General features: G+C 36.4%; 19 protein-coding genes and 1 pseudogene. 14 read left to right on the forward strand and 6 right to left on the reverse strand.

The features are described from left to right. The 3 genes and pseudogenes from M1D66_RS08050 to M1D66_RS08060 all read right to left on the reverse strand — a co-directional run bounded on the left by M1D66_RS08050 (position 1) and on the right by M1D66_RS08060 (position 2,506). Positions 1-677: pseudogene (locus M1D66_RS08050) on the reverse strand (HAD family hydrolase). Between the two features lie 22 nt (positions 678-699). Continuing rightward, complete coding sequence (locus M1D66_RS08055) at positions 700-954, reverse strand: YbeF family protein (protein WP_086386193.1); 255 nt, start codon at positions 952-954, stop codon at positions 700-702. Positions 955-1,120: 166 nt separating this feature from the next. Further along, positions 1,121-2,506 (reverse strand): hypothetical protein, encoded by a 1,386-nt coding sequence (locus M1D66_RS08060; protein ID WP_006928318.1) that lies wholly within the window; start codon positions 2,504-2,506, stop codon positions 1,121-1,123. Positions 2,507-2,688: 182 nt separating this feature from the next. On the opposite strand from M1D66_RS08060, the gene M1D66_RS08065 reads away from it, so the two are divergent. After that, positions 2,689-3,057: a YoqO family protein gene (locus M1D66_RS08065; RefSeq protein ID WP_242555110.1), complete on the forward strand. Its 369-nt coding sequence runs from the start codon at positions 2,689-2,691 to the stop codon at positions 3,055-3,057. A 32-nt stretch (positions 3,058-3,089) separates the two neighbouring features. On the opposite strand, the gene M1D66_RS08070 is transcribed toward M1D66_RS08065, so the two are convergent. From M1D66_RS08070 to M1D66_RS08080, 3 genes are all read right to left on the reverse strand, one after another. Continuing rightward, entirely contained in the window at positions 3,090-3,614 is a 525-nt protein-coding gene (locus M1D66_RS08070) for a DinB family protein (RefSeq protein ID WP_001012051.1), read from the reverse strand. An 83-nt stretch (positions 3,615-3,697) separates the two neighbouring features. Then, positions 3,698-4,768, reverse strand: a complete 1,071-nt coding sequence (locus M1D66_RS08075; RefSeq protein ID WP_000172800.1) for a M24 family metallopeptidase — start codon at positions 4,766-4,768, stop codon at positions 3,698-3,700. A 342-nt stretch (positions 4,769-5,110) separates the two neighbouring features. Further along, entirely contained in the window at positions 5,111-6,820 is a 1,710-nt protein-coding gene (locus M1D66_RS08080) for an Rqc2 family fibronectin-binding protein (RefSeq protein WP_000863286.1), read from the reverse strand. A gap of 105 nt (positions 6,821-6,925) precedes the next feature. Here M1D66_RS08080 and M1D66_RS08085 point away from each other — a divergent pair, with 105 nt between their 5' ends. From M1D66_RS08085 to pknB, 13 genes are all read left to right on the forward strand, one after another. Continuing rightward, complete coding sequence (locus M1D66_RS08085; RefSeq protein WP_006928320.1) at positions 6,926-9,649, forward strand: calcium-translocating P-type ATPase, SERCA-type; 2,724 nt, start codon at positions 6,926-6,928, stop codon at positions 9,647-9,649. A 99-nt stretch (positions 9,650-9,748) separates the two neighbouring features. Next, positions 9,749-10,624, forward strand: a complete 876-nt coding sequence (locus M1D66_RS08090; RefSeq protein ID WP_000625869.1) for a YicC/YloC family endoribonuclease — start codon at positions 9,749-9,751, stop codon at positions 10,622-10,624. Between the two features lie 67 nt (positions 10,625-10,691). Beyond that, positions 10,692-10,955 carry an extracellular matrix/biofilm regulator RemA gene (gene remA, locus M1D66_RS08095; protein ID WP_001251456.1) on the forward strand — a complete coding sequence of 88 codons (264 nt, stop codon included), beginning with the start codon at positions 10,692-10,694 and terminating at the stop codon, positions 10,953-10,955. A 13-nt stretch (positions 10,956-10,968) separates the two neighbouring features. Next, entirely contained in the window at positions 10,969-11,586 is a 618-nt protein-coding gene (gene gmk / locus M1D66_RS08100) for a guanylate kinase (protein ID WP_001257741.1), read from the forward strand. A 2-nt stretch (positions 11,587-11,588) separates the two neighbouring features. Next, complete coding sequence (rpoZ, locus tag M1D66_RS08105) at positions 11,589-11,801, forward strand: DNA-directed RNA polymerase subunit omega (protein ID WP_000933960.1); 213 nt, start codon at positions 11,589-11,591, stop codon at positions 11,799-11,801. 172 nt (positions 11,802-11,973) lie between these two features. After that, positions 11,974-13,179 carry a bifunctional phosphopantothenoylcysteine decarboxylase/phosphopantothenate--cysteine ligase CoaBC gene (coaBC, locus tag M1D66_RS08110; RefSeq protein WP_000911750.1) on the forward strand — a complete coding sequence of 402 codons (1,206 nt, stop codon included), beginning with the start codon at positions 11,974-11,976 and terminating at the stop codon, positions 13,177-13,179. Further along, on the forward strand, positions 13,176-15,581 hold the full coding sequence (gene priA, locus M1D66_RS08115; RefSeq protein WP_242555097.1) for a primosomal protein N': 2,406 nt from the start codon (positions 13,176-13,178) through the stop codon (positions 15,579-15,581). The genes coaBC and priA overlap by 4 nt, the downstream gene beginning before the upstream one ends. 11 nt (positions 15,582-15,592) lie before the next feature. Further along, positions 15,593-16,063, forward strand: a complete 471-nt coding sequence (gene def / locus M1D66_RS08120) for a peptide deformylase (RefSeq protein ID WP_000279455.1) — start codon at positions 15,593-15,595, stop codon at positions 16,061-16,063. A gap of 23 nt (positions 16,064-16,086) precedes the next feature. Then, positions 16,087-17,031, forward strand: a complete 945-nt coding sequence (gene fmt, locus M1D66_RS08125; protein ID WP_000598804.1) for a methionyl-tRNA formyltransferase — start codon at positions 16,087-16,089, stop codon at positions 17,029-17,031. Further along, positions 17,028-18,362: a 16S rRNA (cytosine(967)-C(5))-methyltransferase RsmB gene (gene rsmB, locus M1D66_RS08130; protein ID WP_001249666.1), complete on the forward strand. Its 1,335-nt coding sequence runs from the start codon at positions 17,028-17,030 to the stop codon at positions 18,360-18,362. Before fmt ends, rsmB begins: the two co-directional genes overlap by 4 nt. A 4-nt stretch (positions 18,363-18,366) precedes the next feature. After that, complete coding sequence (gene rlmN, locus M1D66_RS08135) at positions 18,367-19,455, forward strand: dual-specificity RNA methyltransferase RlmN (RefSeq protein ID WP_000450537.1); 1,089 nt, start codon at positions 18,367-18,369, stop codon at positions 19,453-19,455. 4 nt (positions 19,456-19,459) lie between these two features. Further along, positions 19,460-20,212, forward strand: a complete 753-nt coding sequence (locus tag M1D66_RS08140) for a Stp1/IreP family PP2C-type Ser/Thr phosphatase (protein WP_000648707.1) — start codon at positions 19,460-19,462, stop codon at positions 20,210-20,212. Between the two features lie 8 nt (positions 20,213-20,220). Continuing rightward, the gene (pknB, locus tag M1D66_RS08145; protein WP_000904748.1) at positions 20,221-22,194 is read left to right on the forward strand and encodes a Stk1 family PASTA domain-containing Ser/Thr kinase; all 1,974 of its coding nucleotides are present in this window, start codon (positions 20,221-20,223) and stop codon (positions 22,192-22,194) included. The last annotated feature ends 211 nt before the right edge of the window (positions 22,195-22,405 follow it).

Consider the following 22,405-nt stretch of genomic DNA (forward strand, 5'->3'; position numbering starts at 1 on the left):
TTATATTATTGTTAAAACTTCATGTAAAGAACAGATAGTAGGAATATCGTACTTGAGTTGTGAGTTATCTCGATTTAACCATATCCCTTGCATCCCAGCTGCTGTACTACTAATCGCATCAGTCTCTAATCGATCGCCAATATAATAGCAATCTTTCATTTCAAGGTTCGATTGTAATACGGTTCTGTGAAAAATTTCAGGATCTGGTTTCGATATACCAAGTTCACTAGAAGTAAATATATATTTGAAATGTTTTAAAATGTTTAGGGCAGTTAATTTTTCGACTTGTTGTTCATAGTCACCATTACTAATGATACCTAATGAGTGACCGCCTTGCTGCAAGTTCTGTAATGTATAGTGTACATCTTCAAACGCGGTCCAGTTGTTCTTATATAGTTCTATATATTGATTGAATCTATGCTGAGATTCTTTGGGTGATAGGTTTACTCCATATGTTTTAAATAAATGATACATTCGCATTACTTGTTGTTCTTGAAAAGATAATTCCCTGGATAAAAATTTTTGAAATATTCTTCTGATAATTCATGCCAGACTTTCGTTGCCTCTAATTCATTGCCTGAAAAAATAGTATTATATATTTGAAAAAAATCTATAATACCATTTCTTTCAGCAGCCTCATAATCAAGTAAAGTTCCATCAATATCAAAGAAAATCATATTGCTGTCTCCTTGTTAACAACTATTTAGCGTTTTCAGCAACCTCATATCCTTTCACAAACAATAGAGTCACATAAGAAACAATAAATGAGAAAATGCTATACATGCCGACCCAAAAGAAAAATTTTGGAGTAAAGGCGATAACACCTATTATTAAAAAACTAGCAAACGTTACAATCGGCATTACGTAATACGTTTTCGACTTGCGCGTTCCAATAACAGAAACGATAAAGATAAGTAACGGACAAATTAATAAGACGAAAATCAATTCATTCATAGTTATGTCCCCTTTTCTAATTGCAGTAATCTGTTTCTCGTAAACGTTTTGAAAAAATTACTCTCCTAATATAATTTCGCTAAGGGATAACGAATCCCTGTTGAAAACCAGTAATTCATGATGAATTTTACAAGAAAAAACGTAAGCAAGAGAACACTTGCTTACGTTATAAAATAAACATCGCAAAGATAGTGGTGACAATTAAACCGATAACAACCGGTAAAAAGTTTCGGCGTGCCAGTTCAAATGGATCTACCTTGCAAATTGCAGCAGCAGGAATAAGCGCCCAAGGAATTAACGTCCCGCCCCCGGTCCATATAGCCGCAATTTGTCCGAGTGCTGTTAATGTAGCTGTTCCATGACCTAAAGCTGTTCCGAAAAGGTTTGCAATGGAACCAGCAAGCGATATACCGGAAAAACCAGATCCATCTAAGCCTGTTATGACACCAACGATAGTTAATGTTCCCGCCGATACGTATTGGTTTAAAGGGACCGTTTGAGATAAGGCAATCCCTAAGTCGTTAATGATTCCATGTGAACCTTTCGGTAAATAGTCTCCGATAATTTTCACAAAGCCGCTATCTCCTAAATAAAAGAGTGCAGCAATTGGAATAACTGGACCAAAGATTTTAAATCCAAATTGGAGCCCTTCTATAAAATAATCGGTTGTTTTATTTAGTCCATTACCTTTGTAGGCGATGAGTGAAATGATGATAATCATAATAACAGTCGTTCCGCCGATAAGTGCAGTTGCGTCGCTTCCTTGTAGTTTAAATTGAATCATGCAAAGGATATCAATGATATATACGGTAGGGATACATATAGCGAGCCATTTCTTTGTGCGAGGAGATAATGAAGTGAGCGTTTTAGAAGACGCAGTTAATGGAATAGATTCTTGTATAGATAAGCCTGTATGAAACTCTTTTCGTAAGAAGAAAAAAGCGACGGAAGTTGTCACAATGCCCATAACGATAACAAGTGGAACACTTGCAGATACGACGCTGGAAACAGGGAGACCAGCCGCGTCTGCAGTTAATTTCGGTGCACCTTGAATAACGAAGTCGCCAGATAAGGCGATGCCGTGTCCGAATAAGTTCATAGCAATTGCAACCCCAATTGGAGGAAGACCGACACGTACAGCAACCGGCAATAAAATAGCTCCCATTAAGGCGACAGCTGGAGAAGGCCAAAAGAAGAAAGAAATGGTCATCATTAAAAGGCCGATAATCCAGTAGGCGAGTGTAGGTGTACGAATCATTTTTGTAAATGGTGAAATCATCGTATCATTTATGCCAGTATGAACGAGTAAATTGCTCATTGATACGATAATGGAGATGATTAATATAGTTGGTAATAGCTCAGTAATGGCGTAAATGAAACTTTGAAAAATCCCGCTAATGGCAAGAGGGATAGAACTTGTTGCAGTTAATGCTAATAAAAAGATAAAAACGATACAAATAATCGTCGTATCTTTCCGGAGAATAAAAAAGGTAATAATAGTGAGTAAACAAATAATGTAGAGAGCGTGTAATAGCGTTAATTCAACTCCCATAACATTCACATCCTTTAGGCATTCGTGTAGTTTATTGTATGAAAGCAGTGAAAGTATGTGAGTATAGGAAAAAGAAAAAAGTAAAATTTCATGTACTGTAATGGTAAGGACGATAAATGGATGTTACAATACAATTGATCCTAAAAATGGAATTTGAGGAGAAGTAGAATGGGGGAGTACGAATAAGAGAGAGAATAGGATATTATGGTGTGCTCGTTTGTTTACTATTATCAGTTATTTCAGGGCAATTTCTTAACAGTGGATGGGTACCAGTTATATTATGTATTGGCGTATTGATTTTTGCTCCTATGTATCGCTGGAATGAATGGAAAGCATATAGTCGAAAAAAGAAAATGCTTTTCAGTATCGAGTTTATCATTATAATTAGTATGATCCCATTTTTGTTATTAAAAGGAAATGAAATGATAGATGGAATTGTAATGTTTCAAGGATGGTTGTTTATTGCGAAATTACTATATTTAATTTGCATTTTAATGTTGGTAGCGATAGTCACTAAAAAATTAAACGAAAAGTTATTCGTTAATGAATAAAAGAAAATGCCACCTTATTCGGTGGCATTTTCTCATTTTACTGAATGGGCTTTTTGCATTTTTTTAATTAAACGAATTTGTCCGCGATGATTGATTTCATCTTCAAAAACGTGAAACCATTTAAAGTAGTTGTTAGCTGGTTTGTCATACCAAAAGTCTGTTGTTTTAAACAGCCATTCATCAGGTAATGATTGAAATGTTGCAATCGTTTTGGAACGTACTTCTTGTAATGTATTGATGTAAAATTTTATAGATTTTCCTTTTATTTTCTCGCGTCCAAGGTTCCCTAACTCAATAGCAGGTAACCAATGTTCTAATTCAGCTTCCGTCGGTTCACGGTCTTCAAAGGTATGAATTTGGTAGTAAAATTCAATAGCAGCCATATGGTACAATAACATACCAATTGAATTTGCGTCCTTATCATATAAATAATCAAGTTCTTCAATTGTTAAACCTTCCACTGCTTGCATTGTTGTATAGCGAGCGTAATTCATCATGGAAACAAGATTTGAAAATTCTACTTGTAAACCCTCTATTTTATCAATTACAAAATTCAATTTAAATTCCCCCTCTTTAAACGAATACTCCAGAGAAGGAATTCTATGTGTAGAGAAAAACTCCTTTTAAAAAGGCCATGATTTTAACAAGGGATTACAATTAGTTCTCTATTTGATTTTGTAATAACTTCATATCCGTCTTTTGTAATGACGATATCGTCTTCAATTCTACAACCGCCCCAGTTTGGTATGTAAATACCTGGTTCAACTGTAACAACCATACCTTCTTTTAATGTAGCTTTACTTTCTTGGGATAAGCGAAGAGGTTCATGTATTTCTAAGCCAAGACCATGACCAGTAGAATGACCAAAATATTGACCATATCCACAATCTGTAATGTAGTTTCTTGTTACATCATCGATACTTTTCGCGGTTTCTCCAGGCTTAATCGCTTCAGTCCCACGTTTTAACGCTTCTCGTACAACATTGTATATTTTTTTGAATTCTTCCGATGGTTCCCCTATTGCTACAGTACGTGTTATATCAGAACAATATCCGTCATAAAGTGCACCGAAATCTAATGTAACGATGTCGCCTCGTTCAATTATTTTATTTGATGCAACTCCATGTGGAAGAGAAGAACGAACACCAGAAGCTACAATAATTTGAAATGATGAAGATGCAGCACCTTTTTTTCGCATGAAAAATTCTAATTCATCTCGTACAGCATTTTCACTTATTCCTGGTTTTAGAAACGTAAGAATGTGGTGAAATGCTTCGTCCGCGATATTAGCTGCAATTTTCATTGTTTCTATTTCAGGCGTGTCTTTAATGATACGAATATTTTCGATAATTTCGCACACTTGAATCATTTCCGCCTGTACGTATTTTTGCAAGTTTTTATATTGTTGCAATGTCATGTTGTTTTCTTCAATTCCAAGTTTTTGAATGTTTAATTTCGATACTTGATGTGCAATTTCTTTTTCTAAATTTCCTTTATGCATAATAATTTCAGCATCTTTTATTTGTGATTTCGCTTGATCTACATAGCGGAAATCAGTGATAAAAACAGCTTGATCGGCAGAGATTAAGACGACGCCAGCGCTACCTGTAAAGCCTGTTGCATATTGGCGATTTTCTTTTTTTGTAATAAGTAACCCGTCAATTTCATAGTTTTGTAGTTGATTTTGGATTTTATTAATTTTTAAAGTCATGTTAATTCCTCCTATTCATAGTATTGAATAAAGCAAATAGCGTGCCAAAATGTATATTTGAAGAAAGGATAGTAGGGACAACATATATTTTAGGGGAGATAAAAAAATAGCCCGTAATTTGTGGGAGACGGTTTGTTCATAGAATCTAGATTGCTTCAATGAATAGCAGGGGGATGGGGAAAAATGATTGGAGTTACACTTGTACTTTATTTACATGCTGTAAAAAAATTTATACAAATGTGAAATGATACTGTCAATTTTTTTGACAATATTGAATGGATATAGCAACGAAATTGAAAACATATAAAAAATGCGCTGCATACAAGCAACGCATTTTTTTATTTATGCTTTTAATTTCATTACAATATCAGCATCTGGTGTTACATATACGGTTTGCTGATTGTCGTACGTAACAAAACCAAGTTTTGCACCACTCGGTTTTTTGACATGGCGTATTTTGGTGAAATCAACAGGTACAGAGCTAGACTCTTTCGCTTTACTGTAATAGGCAGCAATTTTGGCAGCTTCTAGTAAAGTTTCTTCAGCAGGCTCTAAAGAACGAATGACAACGTGAGAGCCAGGTATATCTTTCGTATGTAACCAAATTTCATCACGGCGGGCAAACTTCGTTGTTAAATAATCATTTTGTTTATTGTTTTTACCAACGAAAATCTCTGTGCCATCACTTGCTACATATTTATCTAATACTGGTTTAGTAGGCTTTTTCTTTGCGTTTTTCGTTTTGCGATTGCGCACATAACCTTCTTCAGCTAATTCCTCACGAATTTCTTCAATGTCTTTTGAAGAAGCAGCTTCCATTTGTTGAAGTAAGCTATCAAAATAAAGAATTTCTTCATTTGTTTTTTCAATTTGTTCTTCTACAACAACAACTGAATTTTTTGCTTTTTGATACTTTTGGAAATAGCGTTGTGCATTTTCAGATGGTGTTTTTAAAGGATCTAATGTGATTTTTACAGTTCCACCATTCTCATCGTAATAATTAACGACCTCAATATCTTTATCGCCCTTTTTTAAAGCGTACATATTGGCTGTAAGTAGCTCTCCAAATAGTTGATATTTATCTGCTTTTCCAGCATCTTGCAGTGTTTTTTCGAGTTTAATGAGTTTTTTCTCGTTTTTATTTTTTTCGTTTTGCATAAAGCGTTCTAAATCATGAGCTTGTTGTTTTACACGATCACGTTCTGCTTTGCCAAAGAAGAAACGATCTAACAATTCGCTCACTGATGAGAATGTTTTTTCTTCTCCTTGCAAGTGTGTAAGAGGGAAAAGATAAAAGAATTCTTTTCCATTTGCAGTAATCATTGTAGGTGTATATGCATGAGATAGTAATGGTGTTTGTACAGAGAAAAATGCTTCTGATAATGCTTTCTCGTTTACCATACCGGCTTTCTTTACTACTTCTTTTGCAAATAATGGGGATATTCCCATGAAAGCACCGACGAGTTGTTTATCCATATTTCCAGATAGAAAGTCTAGCGGTCTAATAAAATCATCTGCGGTTTCAATTTGCAGAGGATTGATTTTATGTTGGGCTGGTGGCGCGACGTACTCAGCACCAGCATATACAGTTCGGTGACGGTTTACGGCTAATGAAACGTGTTTTAAGCTATCTAAAATCACGTTTGTTTTCGTATCTAATAAGATAATGTTACTATGTCGTCCCATTATTTCAATTACTAATGTTTTTAATGATTCGTCTCCGATCTCATTACGACTGCGAACTGTAATTTGAATAATGCGTTCTAAGTCGATTTGTTCAATTTTTTCAATAAATCCACCTTCTAAATGTTTGCGAAGAAGCATACAGAACATCGGCGGTATTGCTGGCGAATCGTAGTTTTGATTCGTTAAGTGCATACGCGCATATGTAGGATGAGATGAAAGAATTAGTTTTTGGTTCTTTCCATTCGCTCGAATATGTAATAAAATCTCGTATTTTGAAGGTTGATATATTTTGGAAATTCTTCCTGTGTAAAGAGAATTTTCAATTTCATGTGTAATCGCTCTTGTAAATAATCCATCGAATGCCATAAATGAACACTCCTTTCTAACTAAATGTTAATTATAGCATTTTTTTGGACGAGGCTGAATAAGCTTTCAATAGAGTATGTCTGGAATCAGGAGGTCGATAGCAGGATGAACTGGTATGGAATGCGAGCACATGAAGTGGAAGAAAGAACGAATACGAATGTAAAGGTTGGACTTACAGAGAAAGAAGCAGAAGGGCGAGTAAAGAAATTTGGTACTAATGAATTAGAAGAAGCAAAAAGGCCTTCTGCACTAATGGTATTTTTAGCACAGTTTAAAGATTTCATGGTACTCGTTTTGTTTGGAGCAACAATTGTTTCTGCGTTTTTAGGTGAATACATTGATTCTATTGCTATTGTTGCCATTGTTATTATCAATGGTATTCTCGGCTTTTTTCAAGAAAGAAAAGCTGAAAAATCATTGGAAGCTTTAAAGGAACTAGCCGCCCCGCAAGTTACTGTAATGCGGAATGGAAAGTGGGTAAAAGCACCATCTAAAGCACTTGTTTTAGGTGACATTATTAAGTTTTCCAGTGGTGATCGTATTGGGGCTGATGTGCGTCTTGTTGAGGCATCAAGTTTATATATTGAAGAGTCTGCTTTGACAGGGGAGTCCGTACCTGTACAAAAGAAGGTAGAAGCATTGCAAGGGCAAGATGTTGCAATTGGTGATCAAAAAAATATGGCTTTTATGGGGACAATGATTACGCGAGGATCTGGTACAGGAGTCGTTGTAGCAACTGGTATGAATACAGCGATGGGGCAAATTGCAAATATGTTGCAAAATGCAGAGCAAATGGAAACGCCACTGCAAAGAAGGTTAGAACAGCTCGGAAAAATATTAATTATTGTAGCTCTTATTTTGACAGCGCTCGTTGTATTGGCTGGTGTGTATCAAGGGAATGAAGTATATCATATGTTTTTAGCTGGGGTATCGCTAGCTGTTGCGGCTATTCCAGAAGGATTGCCAGCAATTGTTACAGTAGCTTTATCACTTGGTGTACAGCGTATGATAAAAAAGAGAGCAATTGTAAGGAAGTTACCGGCCGTAGAAACGTTAGGCTGCGCTTCTGTTATATGCTCTGATAAAACGGGAACAATGACGCAAAACAAAATGATGGTAACACATATGTGGTCAGGCGGAGAATTGTGGAAAGTGACAGGGCAAGGATATGAACCTAATGGCTCTTTTATGAAAGGTGAAAAAGAAGTGAATCCAGCTAAGACAAAATCACTTTATCAGCTACTTACATTTGGTTCACTATGTAACAATGCAAATATTATGCAAAAGAAAAAGGCGTACGTATTAGATGGAGATCCAACAGAGGGAGCGCTTGTAGCTGCAGCAATGAAAGCTGGGATAACACGTGAGGCATTGAAAGGGAAATTTGAAATTATTCGTGAATTTCCATTTGATTCAACTCGAAAAATGATGAGTGTTATTGTACGAGATCGAGAGGGGAAAAAGTTTATTGTTACGAAAGGAGCACCGGATGTTCTTTTGCAAATGAGTCAAACAATCTTATGGGGGGATAAGCAGCAGCCGTTAAGTGAGCTATATAGAAAAGAAGTACAGGCGGCTATTCATAGCTTAGGTAGTCAAGCGCTTCGAACAATTGCAGTTGCGTTTAAACCTTTAAAAGTCACGGATTCTATTGAACATGAAAGAGACGTTGAAAAAGATTTTATGTTGGTTGGGATACAAGGTATGATTGACCCGCCAAGGCCAGAAGTCGCGCAGGCGGTAAAAGAGTGTAAAGAAGCTGGTATTCGAACAGTAATGATTACAGGTGATCATAAAGTGACAGCAATGGCGATTGCTGAACAATTAGGAGTTTTACCACCAGATGGACGCGTTGTTGAAGGAGTAGAACTCGCGAATATGGATGTGGAGGAATTAGAAAATGTTGTAGAAGATACGTATGTATTCGCTCGTGTATCACCTGAGCATAAATTGAAAATTGTTAAAGCATTGCAAAATCAAGGACATATAGTAGCGATGACAGGTGATGGAGTGAACGATGCTCCAGCTATAAAAACAGCGGATATTGGGATAGCGATGGGGATTACAGGGACAGATGTTGCAAAAGAAGCCTCTTCACTTGTTTTACTAGATGATAATTTTGCTACAATTAAGTCAGCGATTAAAGAAGGAAGAAATATATACGAGAACATACGTAAGTTCATTCGCTACTTATTGGCGTCAAATGTTGGAGAAATTTTAGTTATGTTATTTGCGATGTTACTTGCATTACCACTGCCGATGGTTCCTATTCAAATTTTATGGGTGAACTTAGTTACTGATGGTTTACCAGCGATGGCATTAGGTTTGGATAAGGCTGAAGGAGATGTGATGAAGAGAACACCGCGTCACCCGAAAGAAGGGGTATTCGCTAGAGGGCTTGCGTGGAAAATAATAAGTCGAGGGTTTTTAATTGGAGCAGTGACGTTAGTGGCGTTTATTATTGCGTATAACCAACATCCAAATGAACTGAAATATGCACAAACTGTAGCGTTCGCGACGTTGGTACTTGCACAGCTTATTCATGTATTTGATTGTCGTAGTGAGCATTCTGTCTTTCACCGTAATCCATTTGGGAACGTGTATTTAGTAGGGGCGGTTATTATTTCGTTACTACTTATGCTAGTGGTTATATATTATCCACCGTTACAACCGATCTTTAGCACAATGCCGATACAAGCAAGAGATTGGTTATTAATTGGAGGTTTGTCATCAATTCCGACTTTCTTACTAGTAGGTTCTTTATTAACAGGGAAAAAGGCTAAGAAGAAAAAGCCGATGTTATATAAGAAGGGATTAAACTTGAAATAGTCAATGTTATGAAAATGTGATATAATTTACAGAAGGTAGTAGAGCCTTGTCTCTATTACCTTTTTCATTGAGTTATTTTATGGCTTGGATGTGATAAAAATGATTTCTAGTATGACAGGGTTTGGAAGATCGAAAGTAGAAAGTGATACTTTTCAAATTACAGTAGAAATGAAATCGGTGAACCACCGTTTTTTAGAGATGAGTATTCGACTTCCTAAGCAAATGATGGTATTTGAGGACAAAATTCGTAAAATAATTGCACAGCAAGTTCGACGTGGGCGCATCGAAGTGTCTATTAGTATAGCAGGTGAAGGACTTGTTGAAAGAAAATTAAGTGTGAATTGGTCACTTCTTGAGCAGTACCAATCGATGATGGAAGATATAAAAGGGAAATTTCAATTACAAGATTCTATTACACTTCAGCAATTAATGGCAATGCCAGAAGTAACAGCAATTGAAGAAATAGAAAATGTAAATGAACATTTTGAGAACAGTTTATATGAGGCTGTTCGTCAAGCTGCTCATATGTTGAAAACGATGAGAGATGGCGAAGGAGAACGATTACATAAAGATATAGCGTATCGTTTACAAGAGATTAGCAATTGTGTAAATGCGATTATTCCACATGCACCAATTGTTACACAAAAATATCGTGAACGATTAGAAAATCGCTTAAAAGAATTACATAATCAAGATCTAGATGAACAAAGATTGCTAACAGAAGTCGCAATCTTTGCAGAGCGTTGTGATATTCATGAAGAGTTAGTTCGTTTGCAAAGTCATTTAGAGCAATTTCGTGAAACATTGCAGATTGAAGAGCCTGTTGGAAGGAAAATGGATTTCATCGTGCAAGAGATGCATAGAGAAATTAATACGATTGGTTCTAAGGCAAATGACTTAACAATTTCAAAATATGTTGTAGAAATGAAAAATAACCTTGAAAAAATTCGTGAACAAGTACAAAATATTGAGTAGCTTTCAAAAAATATATAAAGTTATACGTGGTGGAGAAATCGGATAGACTTACTAGGAGGCGCAAACTATGGCCATGCGGTTTTTAAATATTGGATACGGAAATATTGTATCTGCTCATCGAATTATTGCTATTGTAAGTCCGGAGTCAGCTCCTATTAAACGAACAGTACAAGAAGCACGCGAACATAATGCTTTGCTTGATGCTACGTATGGGAGAAAAACAAGGGCGGTTATTGTTATGGATGATGGGCATGTTGTATTAAGTCCAATTCAACCAGAGACGATTGCACATCGTTTGAATAATAAAGAAGATTTAAGTGAGGAAGGGTAGGTTTTACATATTTATGAGAAGTAGAAGAGGATTGCTCATCGTTCTTTCAGGGCCTTCTGGGGTTGGAAAAGGGACGGTTCGTAAAGAGCTGTTTAGCCATGAGGATACACGTTTTCAGTACTCTATTTCAGTAACGACACGTAAGCCGCGTGAAGGTGAAGTAGATGGTGTGGATTATTTCTTTAAAGAAAGAGAAGAATTCGAGGAAATGATTCGTAATGAAAAATTACTTGAGTGGGCTGAGTTCGTAGGTAATTATTACGGAACACCGATTGACTATGTTGAAAAAACATTACAAGAAGGAAAAGATGTATTCTTAGAAATTGAAGTGCAAGGAGCAATTCAAGTTAAGAAAGCTTTCCCAGAAGGTGTATTTATTTTCTTAGCACCTCCAAGTTTATCTGAACTAAAGAGCCGTATTGTTGGACGTGGTACAGAGACTGAAGATGTTATTGAAAATCGTTTAACTGTAGCGAAAGAAGAAATCGAGATGATGGACGCTTACGACTATGTAGTAGAAAACGATCAAGTTGAATTAGCTTGTGATAGAATTAAAGCAATTGTGGTTGGCGAACATTGCCGCCGCGAAAGGGTAGCAAAATATTATAAAGAAATGACGGAGGGTCTATAATTATGTTAAATCCATCAATTGACTCATTACTACAAAAAATCGATTCTAAGTACACTTTAGTAACAGTGGCTGCAAAACGCGCACGTGAAATGCAACTTGCTAATAACTGTGTTGTAGAAAAACCTGTTTCTCATAAATGTGTAGGGAAAGCATTAGAAGAAATCGATGCAGAAGCATTAAGCTACGTACCAAGTGAAGATAAAGTAGCTGAATAAGCCTTTGCCTTCGACAAAATAAAACATAGACTTTATAATTTTCTATGTAACGGTAACAACCTATTTACAAGTAGGTTGTTATTTTTTTACGAAAGGAATGAAATATTGGTACTGACGAGCTGAGAATTCTATTTCAGTATTATAAGTTTGAAAAAGAAAGAGGACGAGTCATATGCTAAAAGGGAAAAAGATACTTCTATGTGTAACAGGAGGCATTGCGGTTTTTAAAGCAGCTGCGTTAACGAGTAAATTGACACAATCTGGCGCGATTGTCAAAGTAATGATGAGTGAGTCGGCAATGAAGTTTGTTACGCCTCTTACATTCCAAGCGCTTTCTCGCCATGATGTATATACGGATACATTCGATGAGAAAGACTCAGCTGTTATTGCTCATATTGATTTAGCAGATTGGGCGGATGTTGTACTTGTCGCACCTGCTACTGCCAATTGTATTGGAAAGTTAGCTGGTGGTATTGCAGATGATATGATTACAACTACTTTGTTAGCTACTACAGCTCCGGTATGGATTGCGCCTGCTATGAATGTGCATATGTATGAAAATAAAATAGTTCAAAAAAATATGATGACATTGAAAACGCTAGGATATACATTTATTGAGCCTGGGGAAGGCTTTTTAGCATGTGGATATGTAGCGAAGGGACGACTAGAAGAACCTGAAGCAATTATTGCACGGTTAGAGGAAGCTTTCTCAGAACACAAACCATTGCAGGGAAAAAGAATATTAATAACTGCTGGCCCAACACGTGAAAAGGTTGATCCAGTTCGTTTTATGACGAATTTTTCTTCTGGGAAAATGGGGTATGCGATTGCGGAAGTGGCAGCGAATTTAGGCGCTGATGTTATACTCGTTTCAGGACCGACAGCATTAAATCCACCGTTACATGTAACGACAGTGCAAGTGGAATCTGCACAAGATATGTTAGAAGCAGTTCTTCAACATTATCAAAACGTAGACGTTGTCATTAAAACAGCAGCAGTTGCAGATTATCGTCCGAAATATGTGCATGAGAATAAAATGAAAAAGCAAAATGGTGATGCTGTCATTGAACTTGAAAGAACGGTGGATATTTTAAAAACGTTAGGTCAGAAAAAGGATAAACAGTTACTTATCGGTTTTGCTGCTGAAACGACAAATGTAGAGGAATATGCAACGAAAAAACTACGTGAGAAAAATGCAGATATGATTGTCGCGAATGATGTAAAAGCGCAAGGAGCTGGATTTGGCACGGATACGAATATTGTAACAATGTATAGAAAAGATGGAAAAGTTATTGAGTTGCCACTTTTAATGAAAAAAGAGGTAGCTCGTGAAATATTGAAGCAAATTGAAATGATGTTAGAAGATGATCGTTTATGAAATTTGCAAGTGTAATTGTTGATGTACCTGCCCGTCAGACAGATCGACCATTTGATTATATTATTCCTAAAAAATGGGAAGATATTGTACAGACAGGAATGCGTGTAGTAGTTCCGTTTGGGCCAAGAAAATTGCAAGGTTTTATTATTGGGATTAAAGATTCGGTGGATGTAGAAAGTAAGAAGTTAAAAACAATCCATGAAATATTAGATGTAACACCGGTTTTAAATGATGAATTATTAAAGCTTGGATATTGGCTTACAAGTGAAACGTTATGCTACATGATTTCAGCTTTTCAAGTGATGCTTCCAACTGCGATAAAAGCAACGTATAAAAAACGTCTACAACTTTGTAAACAGGAAGAAATAGCACCTGAAATACTATATTTATTTCAGGATAAAGAAGCAATTGATTTTGAAGTAATCGAGCAACAGCCACATTTATACCGAACTATTCAACACGAAATTAAAAATGGTACGGTTGAAGTCGTTTATCAAGTGAAAGATAAAGTACAAAAGAAGAAGCAAAGAGTGGTTCAGCCGGAGTTGCCAGAAGATAAATTGGAATTAGCGGCATTTGAACTGAAAAGTAAAAAACAACAAGATGTACTTTATTATTTTGTGGAAAATTATAAAAGTACACCGTTGAAAGTAATTACAGAAGAGTTACAAATAACAGATGCTCCAATAAAAGCACTTGTTAAAAAGGGATTCATTTCAGAAAAGTATGTGGAAGTATACCGAAATCCGTATGACGATGATGATTTTGAACAAACAAAACCATTTCCACTTACGGAGGAACAAAAACAAGTTATTACACCGATTTTATCATCAATTACAAATGAAACTTATAATCCATTTTTACTATATGGTGTTACAGGAAGTGGAAAGACAGAAGTATATTTACAATCTATAGCAGCAGTGCTCAAGAAAGGAAAAGAAGCTATCGTTCTTGTTCCTGAAATTGCACTAACGCCCCAAATGGTGGATCGTTTTAAAGGTAGGTTTGGCTCGCAAGTTGCAGTTCTTCATAGTGCGTTGTCTGTTGGAGAAAAGTATGACGAGTGGCGTAAGATTTTAAGAAAAGAAGTGAAAGTTGTAGTTGGTGCGCGTTCAGCTGTTTTTGCGCCTTTTGAGAATTTAGGGATTATTATTATTGATGAAGAGCATGAATCAAGTTACAAACAAGAAGATAATCCGAGGTATCATGCAAGAGATGTAGCTGTCTGGAGAGGACAATATCATAAATGTCCTATCGTTCTTGGTAGTGCGACACCAACACTTGAATCGTTTGCAAGGGCGAAAAAAGGTGTTTATGAACTATTAACAATGGAAAAACGTATGAATGAACAAGCTTTACCAACGGTAGAGATTGTTGACATGCGAGAAGAACTTCGTGACGGGAATCGATCAATGTTTTCTAAGGCGCTGCATGAAAAAATAGCAGATCGATTAGAAAAGAAAGAACAAATGGTACTCTTTTTAAATAGAAGAGGTCATTCTACATTTGTTATGTGCCGTGATTGTGGGTATGTTGTCCAATGTCCGCATTGTGATATTTCATTGACATATCATAAAATGAATCATCGTTTAAAATGTCATTATTGTAGTTACGAAGAGAATATGCCAACTGAGTGTCCAGCTTGTCAAAGTATATACATTCGTTTCTTTGGTACAGGTACACAAAAGGTAGAAGAAGAAATTACAAAACTATTTCCAGAGGCACGAGTCATTCGAATGGATGTAGATACGACAAGTCGAAAAGGAATGCATGAAAAATTATTAAAGGCGTTTGGGGAAGAAAAAGCAGATATATTACTTGGAACACAAATGATTGCTAAAGGATTAGATTTTCCGAAAGTAACGCTCGTTGGGGTTTTAACTGCAGATACGATGCTTCACTTACCTGATTTTCGGGCGAGTGAAAAGACATATCAGTTACTGACGCAAGTAAGTGGACGAGCGGGTAGACATGAATTGCCAGGGGAAGTTGTGATTCAAACGTATACGCCAGAACATTACAGTATAGAGTTAGCGAAGAACCAACAATATGATGTGTTTTTTGACCAAGAAATGCAAATGAGACGAACAAGACAATATCCCCCATATTACTATGTTGTACTCGTAACTGTATCTCATCCAGAATTATTAAAAGCGGTACAAGTGACGGAAAAAATTGCCTCGTATTTACGAACGCATTGCTCACAGCAAACAATGGTGCTAGGACCAGTTGCTTCAGCGATTCCAAGGATAAAAGATAGATATCGTTATCAATGCATGATAAAATACAAACGGGAACCAAACTTAAAGAACGTGCTCAAAATGGTAAATGAACATTATCAAGCAGAAATGCAAAAAGAGCTACAAATCTCAATTGATTTTAATCCAACAATGTTAATGTAGCGGAGGGAAATATGGCAGTTTTAGAAATAATAAAGCATCCAAATGAAGTGTTAGAAACACCATGCGAAAGAGTAATTAACTTTGATAAAAAGTTAGTGAAATTGTTGAAAGATATGCATGAAACAATGTTAATTGCGGACGGAGTCGGTTTAGCTGCGCCTCAAGTAGGTGTAAGCTTGCAAGTAGCGGTTGTTGATGTAGATGATGATACTGGGAAAATCGAGTTAATCAATCCATCAATATTAGAAAAACGTGGTGAACAAGTAGGTCCCGAAGGCTGTTTAAGCTTCCCGGGACTTTATGGTGAAGTAGAACGTGCCGATTATATTAAAGTAAGAGCGCAAAATCGCCGTGGGAAAGTATTCTTATTAGAAGCGGAAGGATTTTTAGCGCGTGCAATTCAACATGAAATTGATCATTTACACGGTGTTTTATTTACATCGAAAGTGACAAGATATTATGAAGAAAACGAACTAGAATAGGTGTTAAAAGGAGCGGTTTTTAAATGATAAAAGTAGTGTTTATGGGAACACCGGACTTTTCAGTGCCGGTGCTTCGTCGTCTTATTGAAGATGGCTATGAGGTAGTAGGTGTTGTGACGCAACCTGATCGTCCAGTAGGTAGAAAAAAAGTATTAACACCTACACCTGTTAAAGTTGAAGCGGAAAAACATGGTATCCCTGTGTTACAGCCGTTAAAAATTCGTGAAAAAGATGAATATGAAAAAGTATTGGCATTAGAGCCAGATTTAATTGTAACAGCTGCATTTGGGCAGATTGTACCAAATGAAATTTTAGAAGCACCAAAGTATGGGTGTATTAATGTTCACGCTTCTTTACTTCCTGAACTTCGTGGTGGTGCACCAATTCATTATGCAATTATGGAAGGTAAAGAAAAAACAGGTATTACAATTATGTATATGGTAGAAAAATTGGATGCTGGTGATATCTTAACGCAAGTGGAAGTTGAAATTGAAGAGCGTGAAACGACAGGCTCATTATTTGATAAATTAAGTGAAGCAGGAGCACACCTTCTATCTAAAACAGTGCCTTTATTAATTCAAGGTAAGTTAGAACCGATTAAACAAAACGAAGAAGAAGTAACGTTTGCGTACAATATAAAACGTGAGCAAGAGAAAATTGATTGGACAAAAACAGGTGAAGAAGTATACAATCACATTCGCGGATTGAATCCATGGCCAGTTGCTTATACAACTTTAGCAGGACAAGTTGTTAAAGTATGGTGGGGGGAAAAAGTGCCTATAACTGAACCGGCTGAAGCAGGTACGATTGTTGCAATCGAAGAAGATGGTTTTGTTGTAGCAACGAGTAATGAAACAGGTGTTAAAATTACTGAATTGCAACCTTCTGGTAAAAAGCGTATGAGTTGTTCACAATTTTTACGTGGAACAAAACCTGAAATTGGAACGAAGTTAGGAGAAAATGCATGAGACAAAATGTTCGTGAATTAGCTCTTGATGGTTTAATTCAAGTGGAAAAAAGTGGTGCATATAGCAACTTACTTTTAAATAATCTAATTGAAAAAAGTGCAATTGATAGAAAAGATATTGGTTTATTAACTGAAATTGTATATGGAACGATTCAACGTCGTGACACATTAGATTATTATTTACAGCCTTTTTTAAAAAAGAAGGTTGAGGCGTGGGTAAGAGTATTGCTTCGCTTATCTTTATATCAAATGATTTATTTAGACCGAGTGCCAGAAAGAGCGGCTATTCATGAAGCGGTTGAGATTGCAAAGCGTCGCGGGCATAAAGGAATTGCTGGTATGGTGAACGGTGTATTACGTTCGATTCAGAGAGAAGGTGTACCTTCTGTAGATGAAATCAAGGATCCAGTAGAACGTCTTGCAATTACAACAAGTCATCCAGTTTGGCTTGTCCAAGAGTGGACTTCAGAATACGGTTTAGAAACTGCAGAAAAAATGTGCGAAGTAAACATGTTACCCCCTGTACCAACAGCGCGTGTGAATGTTGATAAGGTAACTGTAGAAGAAGCGATTGAGTTGTTGGCAAGTGAAGGTATAGAAGCAAAACGTGGTGACTTATCAGATGATGCTATTCAGATTGAAAGAGGAAATGTAGCGCATACAGAAGCGTTTAAAAAAGGATTTCTTTCTATTCAAGATGAAAGTTCTATGCTTGTAGCACGCGCTTTAGAACCGAATACGGGAGATGCAGTTCTTGATAGTTGTGCTGCTCCAGGCGGAAAAACAACGCATATCGCGGAACGATTAAAGGGAACTGGTAAGGTCATGTCCCTTGATTTACATGCACACAAAGTACGTTTAATTAAACAGCAAGCAGAGCGACTTGGTCTAGAAAATGTCGAAACTAAAGCGCTAGATGCTAGAAAAGTGCAAGAGCACTTTGCAAATGAAACGTTTGATAAAATATTGGTAGATGCACCGTGTTCTGGATTTGGTGTAATTAGACGTAAACCTGATATTAAGTTAGGAAAAGATAAAGGCGATAGTGAAAGATTATCGACGATTCAAATTGCAATACTAGAAAAAATAGCACCATTATTAAAACAAGGCGGTCGTCTTGTTTATAGTACGTGCACAATTGAGAAAATAGAAAATGAACAAGTAATAGAGAAATTTTTACAAGAACATCCTGAATTTGAATGGGATACTACGCTTAAAGAGCGTATGCCAGAAAAATTAACTCCGTATATTGATGAAGGTCAAGTGCAAATTTTACCGCATTATTTTGCGACGGATGGCTTTTATATTGCTTGTTTAAGGAAGAAGGTGTAGCATCATGGAAACGACTGTAAGAAAACAAAAGAAAAATTTAGAAATGAAGAAACCATCAATTTACTCTTTACAACTTCATGAAATGCAAGATTGGTTAAAGGAACAAGGAGAACCGAAGTTCCGTGCTGGACAAATTTTTGATTGGTTATATAAAAAACGTGTAAAAAATTATGAGGATATGTCAAACCTTTCTAAAGGATTGCGTGATAAATTGTCGAATTCCTTTGATATTACTACTTTAAACACGTTAGTAAAACAAACGTCTTCGGATGGAACAATTAAATTCTTATTCCAATTATATGACGGATATTCTATTGAAACGGTATTAATGCGACACGAATATGGAAATTCCATTTGTGTAACAACGCAAGTGGGTTGTCGTATTGGGTGTACGTTCTGTGCTTCGACACTTGGTGGATTAAAGCGAAACCTAGAAGCTGGAGAAATCGTAGCGCAAGTAGTAGAAGTTCAGCGTGCGCTTGATGAAACGGAAGAACGTGTAAGTTCTCTTGTTGTTATGGGGATTGGAGAACCATTTGATAACTATGATAATTTAATGGGATTCTTACGCATCATTAACCATGAAAAAGGACTTCATATTGGTGCGAGACATATGACTGTTTCGACGAGTGGAATTATCCCGAAAATTTATAAGTTTGCTGAAGAAGATCTACAAATTAATTTTGCGATTTCATTGCATGCTCCAAACTCAGAATTACGTTCAAAATTAATGCCGATTAACCGTGCTTATAAATTACCAGATTTAATGGAAGCTATTAAATACTATGTAAATAGAACAGGGCGTCGTATTACTTTTGAATATGGATTATTTGGAGGAGAAAATGACCAAGTAGAGCATGCTGAAGAGCTTGCTGCGCTCTTAAAAGGTGTAAAATGTCATGTGAACTTGATTCCGGTAAACTACGTACCTGAACGTGATTATGTACGTACGCCACGTGAACAAATTTTCTTGTTCGAGAAAACGTTAAAAGATCGTGGAGTGAATGTAACGATTCGCCGTGAACAAGGTCATGATATTGATGCAGCCTGCGGTCAGTTGCGTGCGAAGGAGCGCAAAGAAGAGACGAGGTGACGAGATGAAAGCCGTATTTCTATCGGATAAAGGAAAAGTTCGTCAACATAATGAAGATAGTGCAGGAGTTTTTCACAATTTAGATGGAAATGTATTAGCGGTAGTAGCAGATGGAATGGGAGGTCATCGAGCTGGTGATGTAGCTAGCTCGATGGCCATTCAATTATTCCATGATTATTGGAAGCAAACACATAATATGAATGAGCCGAAAAAAGTAGAACAATGGTTACATACTAGTGTTGGGATTATTAATGAGCGTATATATGAATACGCTCAGCAAAATGTAGAATGTAATGGTATGGGAACAACGCTTATAATAGCTGTTTGTACACCAAGCTTTGTGACAATAGGGCATATAGGAGATAGTCGTTGCTATATGGTATCAGAAGGAGAAATGACGCTAGTAACGGAAGATCATTCACTTGTAAATGAGCTTGTGAAACATGGTGAAATTTCGAAGGAAGACGCAGAGTATCATCCGAAAAAGAATGTGTTATTAAGAGCATTAGGAACAGAAGAAAAAGTTGGGTTAGATGTTAAAACGTTGGTGATTGAGGAAGATGATCAATTACTTCTTTGCTCTGATGGGTTATCAAACAAAGTTTCTATTGATGATATGCGACAAATTTTACAGTTAAATGAACAGCTTGAAGGTAAAGGGCAGTGTCTCATTCAATTGGCAAATGATCGCGGTGGAGAAGATAATATCACACTTGTTCTTATTGATTATGCGGGTTCGACAAACGAAAGTAGGTGAAGTGCAACGTGCTGATTGGAAAACGCTTAAATGACCGTTATAAGCTGCTGAAAATGATTGGTGGTGGCGGAATGGCCAATGTATATTTAGCTCATGATGATATACTTGGCCGGGATGTAGCGGTAAAAATATTAAGACTCGACTACTCAAATAACGAAGAGTTTATTAAACGTTTCCATCGAGAAGCGCAGTCTGTTACAACGTTGTCGCATCCAAATATTGTGAATATGTATGATGTCGGAGAAGAAGATGGTATATACTATCTTGTCATGGAATATGTACCAGGGCAAACATTGAAGCAATACATAATTGAGCGAGGGATGTTACCTATAGGAGAAGCTCTTGATATTATGGAGCAGTTAACATCCGCTATGGCACACGCCCATCATTTTGAAATTGTGCATCGTGATATAAAGCCGCACAATATTTTAATTCGAGCTGATGGAATAATAAAAGTAACAGATTTTGGAATTGCGACAGCTACAAGTGCAACAACAATTACACATACAAATTCAGTGCTCGGTTCAGTCCATTATTTATCACCAGAACAGGCACGTGGCGGGATAGCAAATAAACAATCAGATATCTATTCTCTTGGGATAGTTATGTTTGAATTGTTAACAGGAAGACAACCGTTTTCTGGCGAATCTGCTGTTGCTATAGCTTTAAAACATTTACAAAGTGAAATCCCATCACCAAAAAGATGGAATGAAAATATTCCGCAAAGTGTTGAAAATATTATATTAAAAGCAACTGCAAAAGATCCGTTCCATCGATATCAATCTGCCAATGCGATGAAGCGAGATATTGAAACTGCGCTATATCCAGAGAGGATAAATGAGCAACCGTTTTACATACCAGAAGATATGGAAGCGACGAAAGCGATTCCGATTATTCAACAAGAACAATTATTTGAAAATGTAAGTGATGAAACGATTGTTTTAAAAGGGAGTAAGGTGGAAGAACCGATAAGAGCAGAAGCAGCTGAGTTAGATAAGAAGAAAAAACGGAGTAACAAGTGGCTTAAAGTTTTAATTTCAACATTTTTATTTTTAGCAATAGGAATAACATTAGCGCTTACGGTTATTCCAGGATTATTTATTCCGAAAGATGTGAAAGTTCCTGATGTGGCTGGTATGAAATACACGACAGCTGTAAATACATTAGTAGAAAAGGGCTTTGAGGTGACGGAGCCTAATATTGTATATACAGATGATGTTGAAGTTGGGGATGTAATAAAAACGGACCCTGTAGCAGGAAGAGTTGTAAAAGAAAACGCTAAAATTACTATCTATCAATCAGGTGGAAAAAAGAAAAGTAAGATGGCAAATTTCACAGGTCAAAACTTTGAGAGTGTAAAAGCTGAGTTAGAAGAAAAATATAAACAAGTTACGGTAAATTATATTGAAAATGATAAGCCGAAAGGTGAAATTGTAGAACAAATTCCGACGCCTGATCAGATGGTTATAGAAGCGGAGCAAGAACTGAAAATCTGGGTAAGTAAAGGGCCTTATCAAATTAGACCAGGTGACTTTTCGGGGTGGACTGAAAATAGTGTAACTGGTTATTTGAATGAGAGAAAACTAACGTCAGATATAAAACGAGAGTATTCAGATACAGTCGAAAAAGGACTTGTAATTTCGCAATTTCCAAAACCAGGTACACCATTAAAAGAGGGAGATAAAGTAACTATTATTATCTCTGATGGTCAAAAGCCTAAAGTGACTAAAACGGTAAAAGTGGACAATATCTCTATCCCATATGAGCCTGCTGTAACAGGTGAAAAAAAGCCGCAAACAATAGAAATTTATAAAGAAGACATGCAGCAAAAAATGGATAGACCGGTTGAAACGAGAACAATTACTGAATCAGCGACTATTTCTTTAGAATTTGTAATTCAAGAAGGTTCAAAGGGACACTATAAAATTGTACGGGATGGAGTAACGATTATTGATAAAGAAGTACCATATCCAACTCAATAATAGTGAAAGTCTACTTATTATTATTGCCTGTTATGCTGTCTACAAAGTGGACGGTATAGCAGGCAAAAATATATGATTCAAAAAGCTAGTAAAGTGATGCAGCTGTAAATATTTTTTTGCATTTAATGGGAAATTCAATGTATATTAGCGAAAGTATATATGGTAGGTTTTGAAATCGTTATTTGGAAAATTTAAATCCATTCATTTTTAA

It is taken from the genome of Bacillus sp. PK6-16 (genome assembly GCF_056530295.1).

Bases quoted from the DNA above. Each gene is read 5' to 3' on its own strand.
- M1D66_RS08055 (WP_086386193.1), bottom strand. From the start codon at position 954: ATGAATGAATTGATTTTCGTCTTATTAATTTGTCCGTTACTTATCTTT.
- M1D66_RS08060 (WP_006928318.1), bottom strand. From the start codon at position 2,506: ATGGGAGTTGAATTAACGCTATTACACGCTCTCTACATTATTTGTTTA.
- M1D66_RS08075 (WP_000172800.1), bottom strand. From the start codon at position 4,768: ATGACTTTAAAAATTAATAAAATCCAAAATCAACTACAAAACTATGAA.
- M1D66_RS08080 (WP_000863286.1), bottom strand. From the start codon at position 6,820: ATGGCATTCGATGGATTATTTACAAGAGCGATTACACATGAAATTGAA.
- M1D66_RS08085 (WP_006928320.1), top strand. From the start codon at position 6,926: ATGAACTGGTATGGAATGCGAGCACATGAAGTGGAAGAAAGAACGAAT.
- M1D66_RS08090 (WP_000625869.1), top strand. From the start codon at position 9,749: ATGATTTCTAGTATGACAGGGTTTGGAAGATCGAAAGTAGAAAGTGAT.
- remA (WP_001251456.1), top strand. From the start codon at position 10,692: ATGGCCATGCGGTTTTTAAATATTGGATACGGAAATATTGTATCTGCT.
- gmk (WP_001257741.1), top strand. From the start codon at position 10,969: ATGAGAAGTAGAAGAGGATTGCTCATCGTTCTTTCAGGGCCTTCTGGG.
- rpoZ (WP_000933960.1), top strand. From the start codon at position 11,589: ATGTTAAATCCATCAATTGACTCATTACTACAAAAAATCGATTCTAAG.
- coaBC (WP_000911750.1), top strand. From the start codon at position 11,974: ATGCTAAAAGGGAAAAAGATACTTCTATGTGTAACAGGAGGCATTGCG.
- priA (WP_242555097.1), top strand. From the start codon at position 13,176: ATGAAATTTGCAAGTGTAATTGTTGATGTACCTGCCCGTCAGACAGAT.
- def (WP_000279455.1), top strand. From the start codon at position 15,593: ATGGCAGTTTTAGAAATAATAAAGCATCCAAATGAAGTGTTAGAAACA.
- fmt (WP_000598804.1), top strand. From the start codon at position 16,087: ATGATAAAAGTAGTGTTTATGGGAACACCGGACTTTTCAGTGCCGGTG.
- rsmB (WP_001249666.1), top strand. From the start codon at position 17,028: ATGAGACAAAATGTTCGTGAATTAGCTCTTGATGGTTTAATTCAAGTG.
- rlmN (WP_000450537.1), top strand. From the start codon at position 18,367: ATGGAAACGACTGTAAGAAAACAAAAGAAAAATTTAGAAATGAAGAAA.
- M1D66_RS08140 (WP_000648707.1), top strand. From the start codon at position 19,460: ATGAAAGCCGTATTTCTATCGGATAAAGGAAAAGTTCGTCAACATAAT.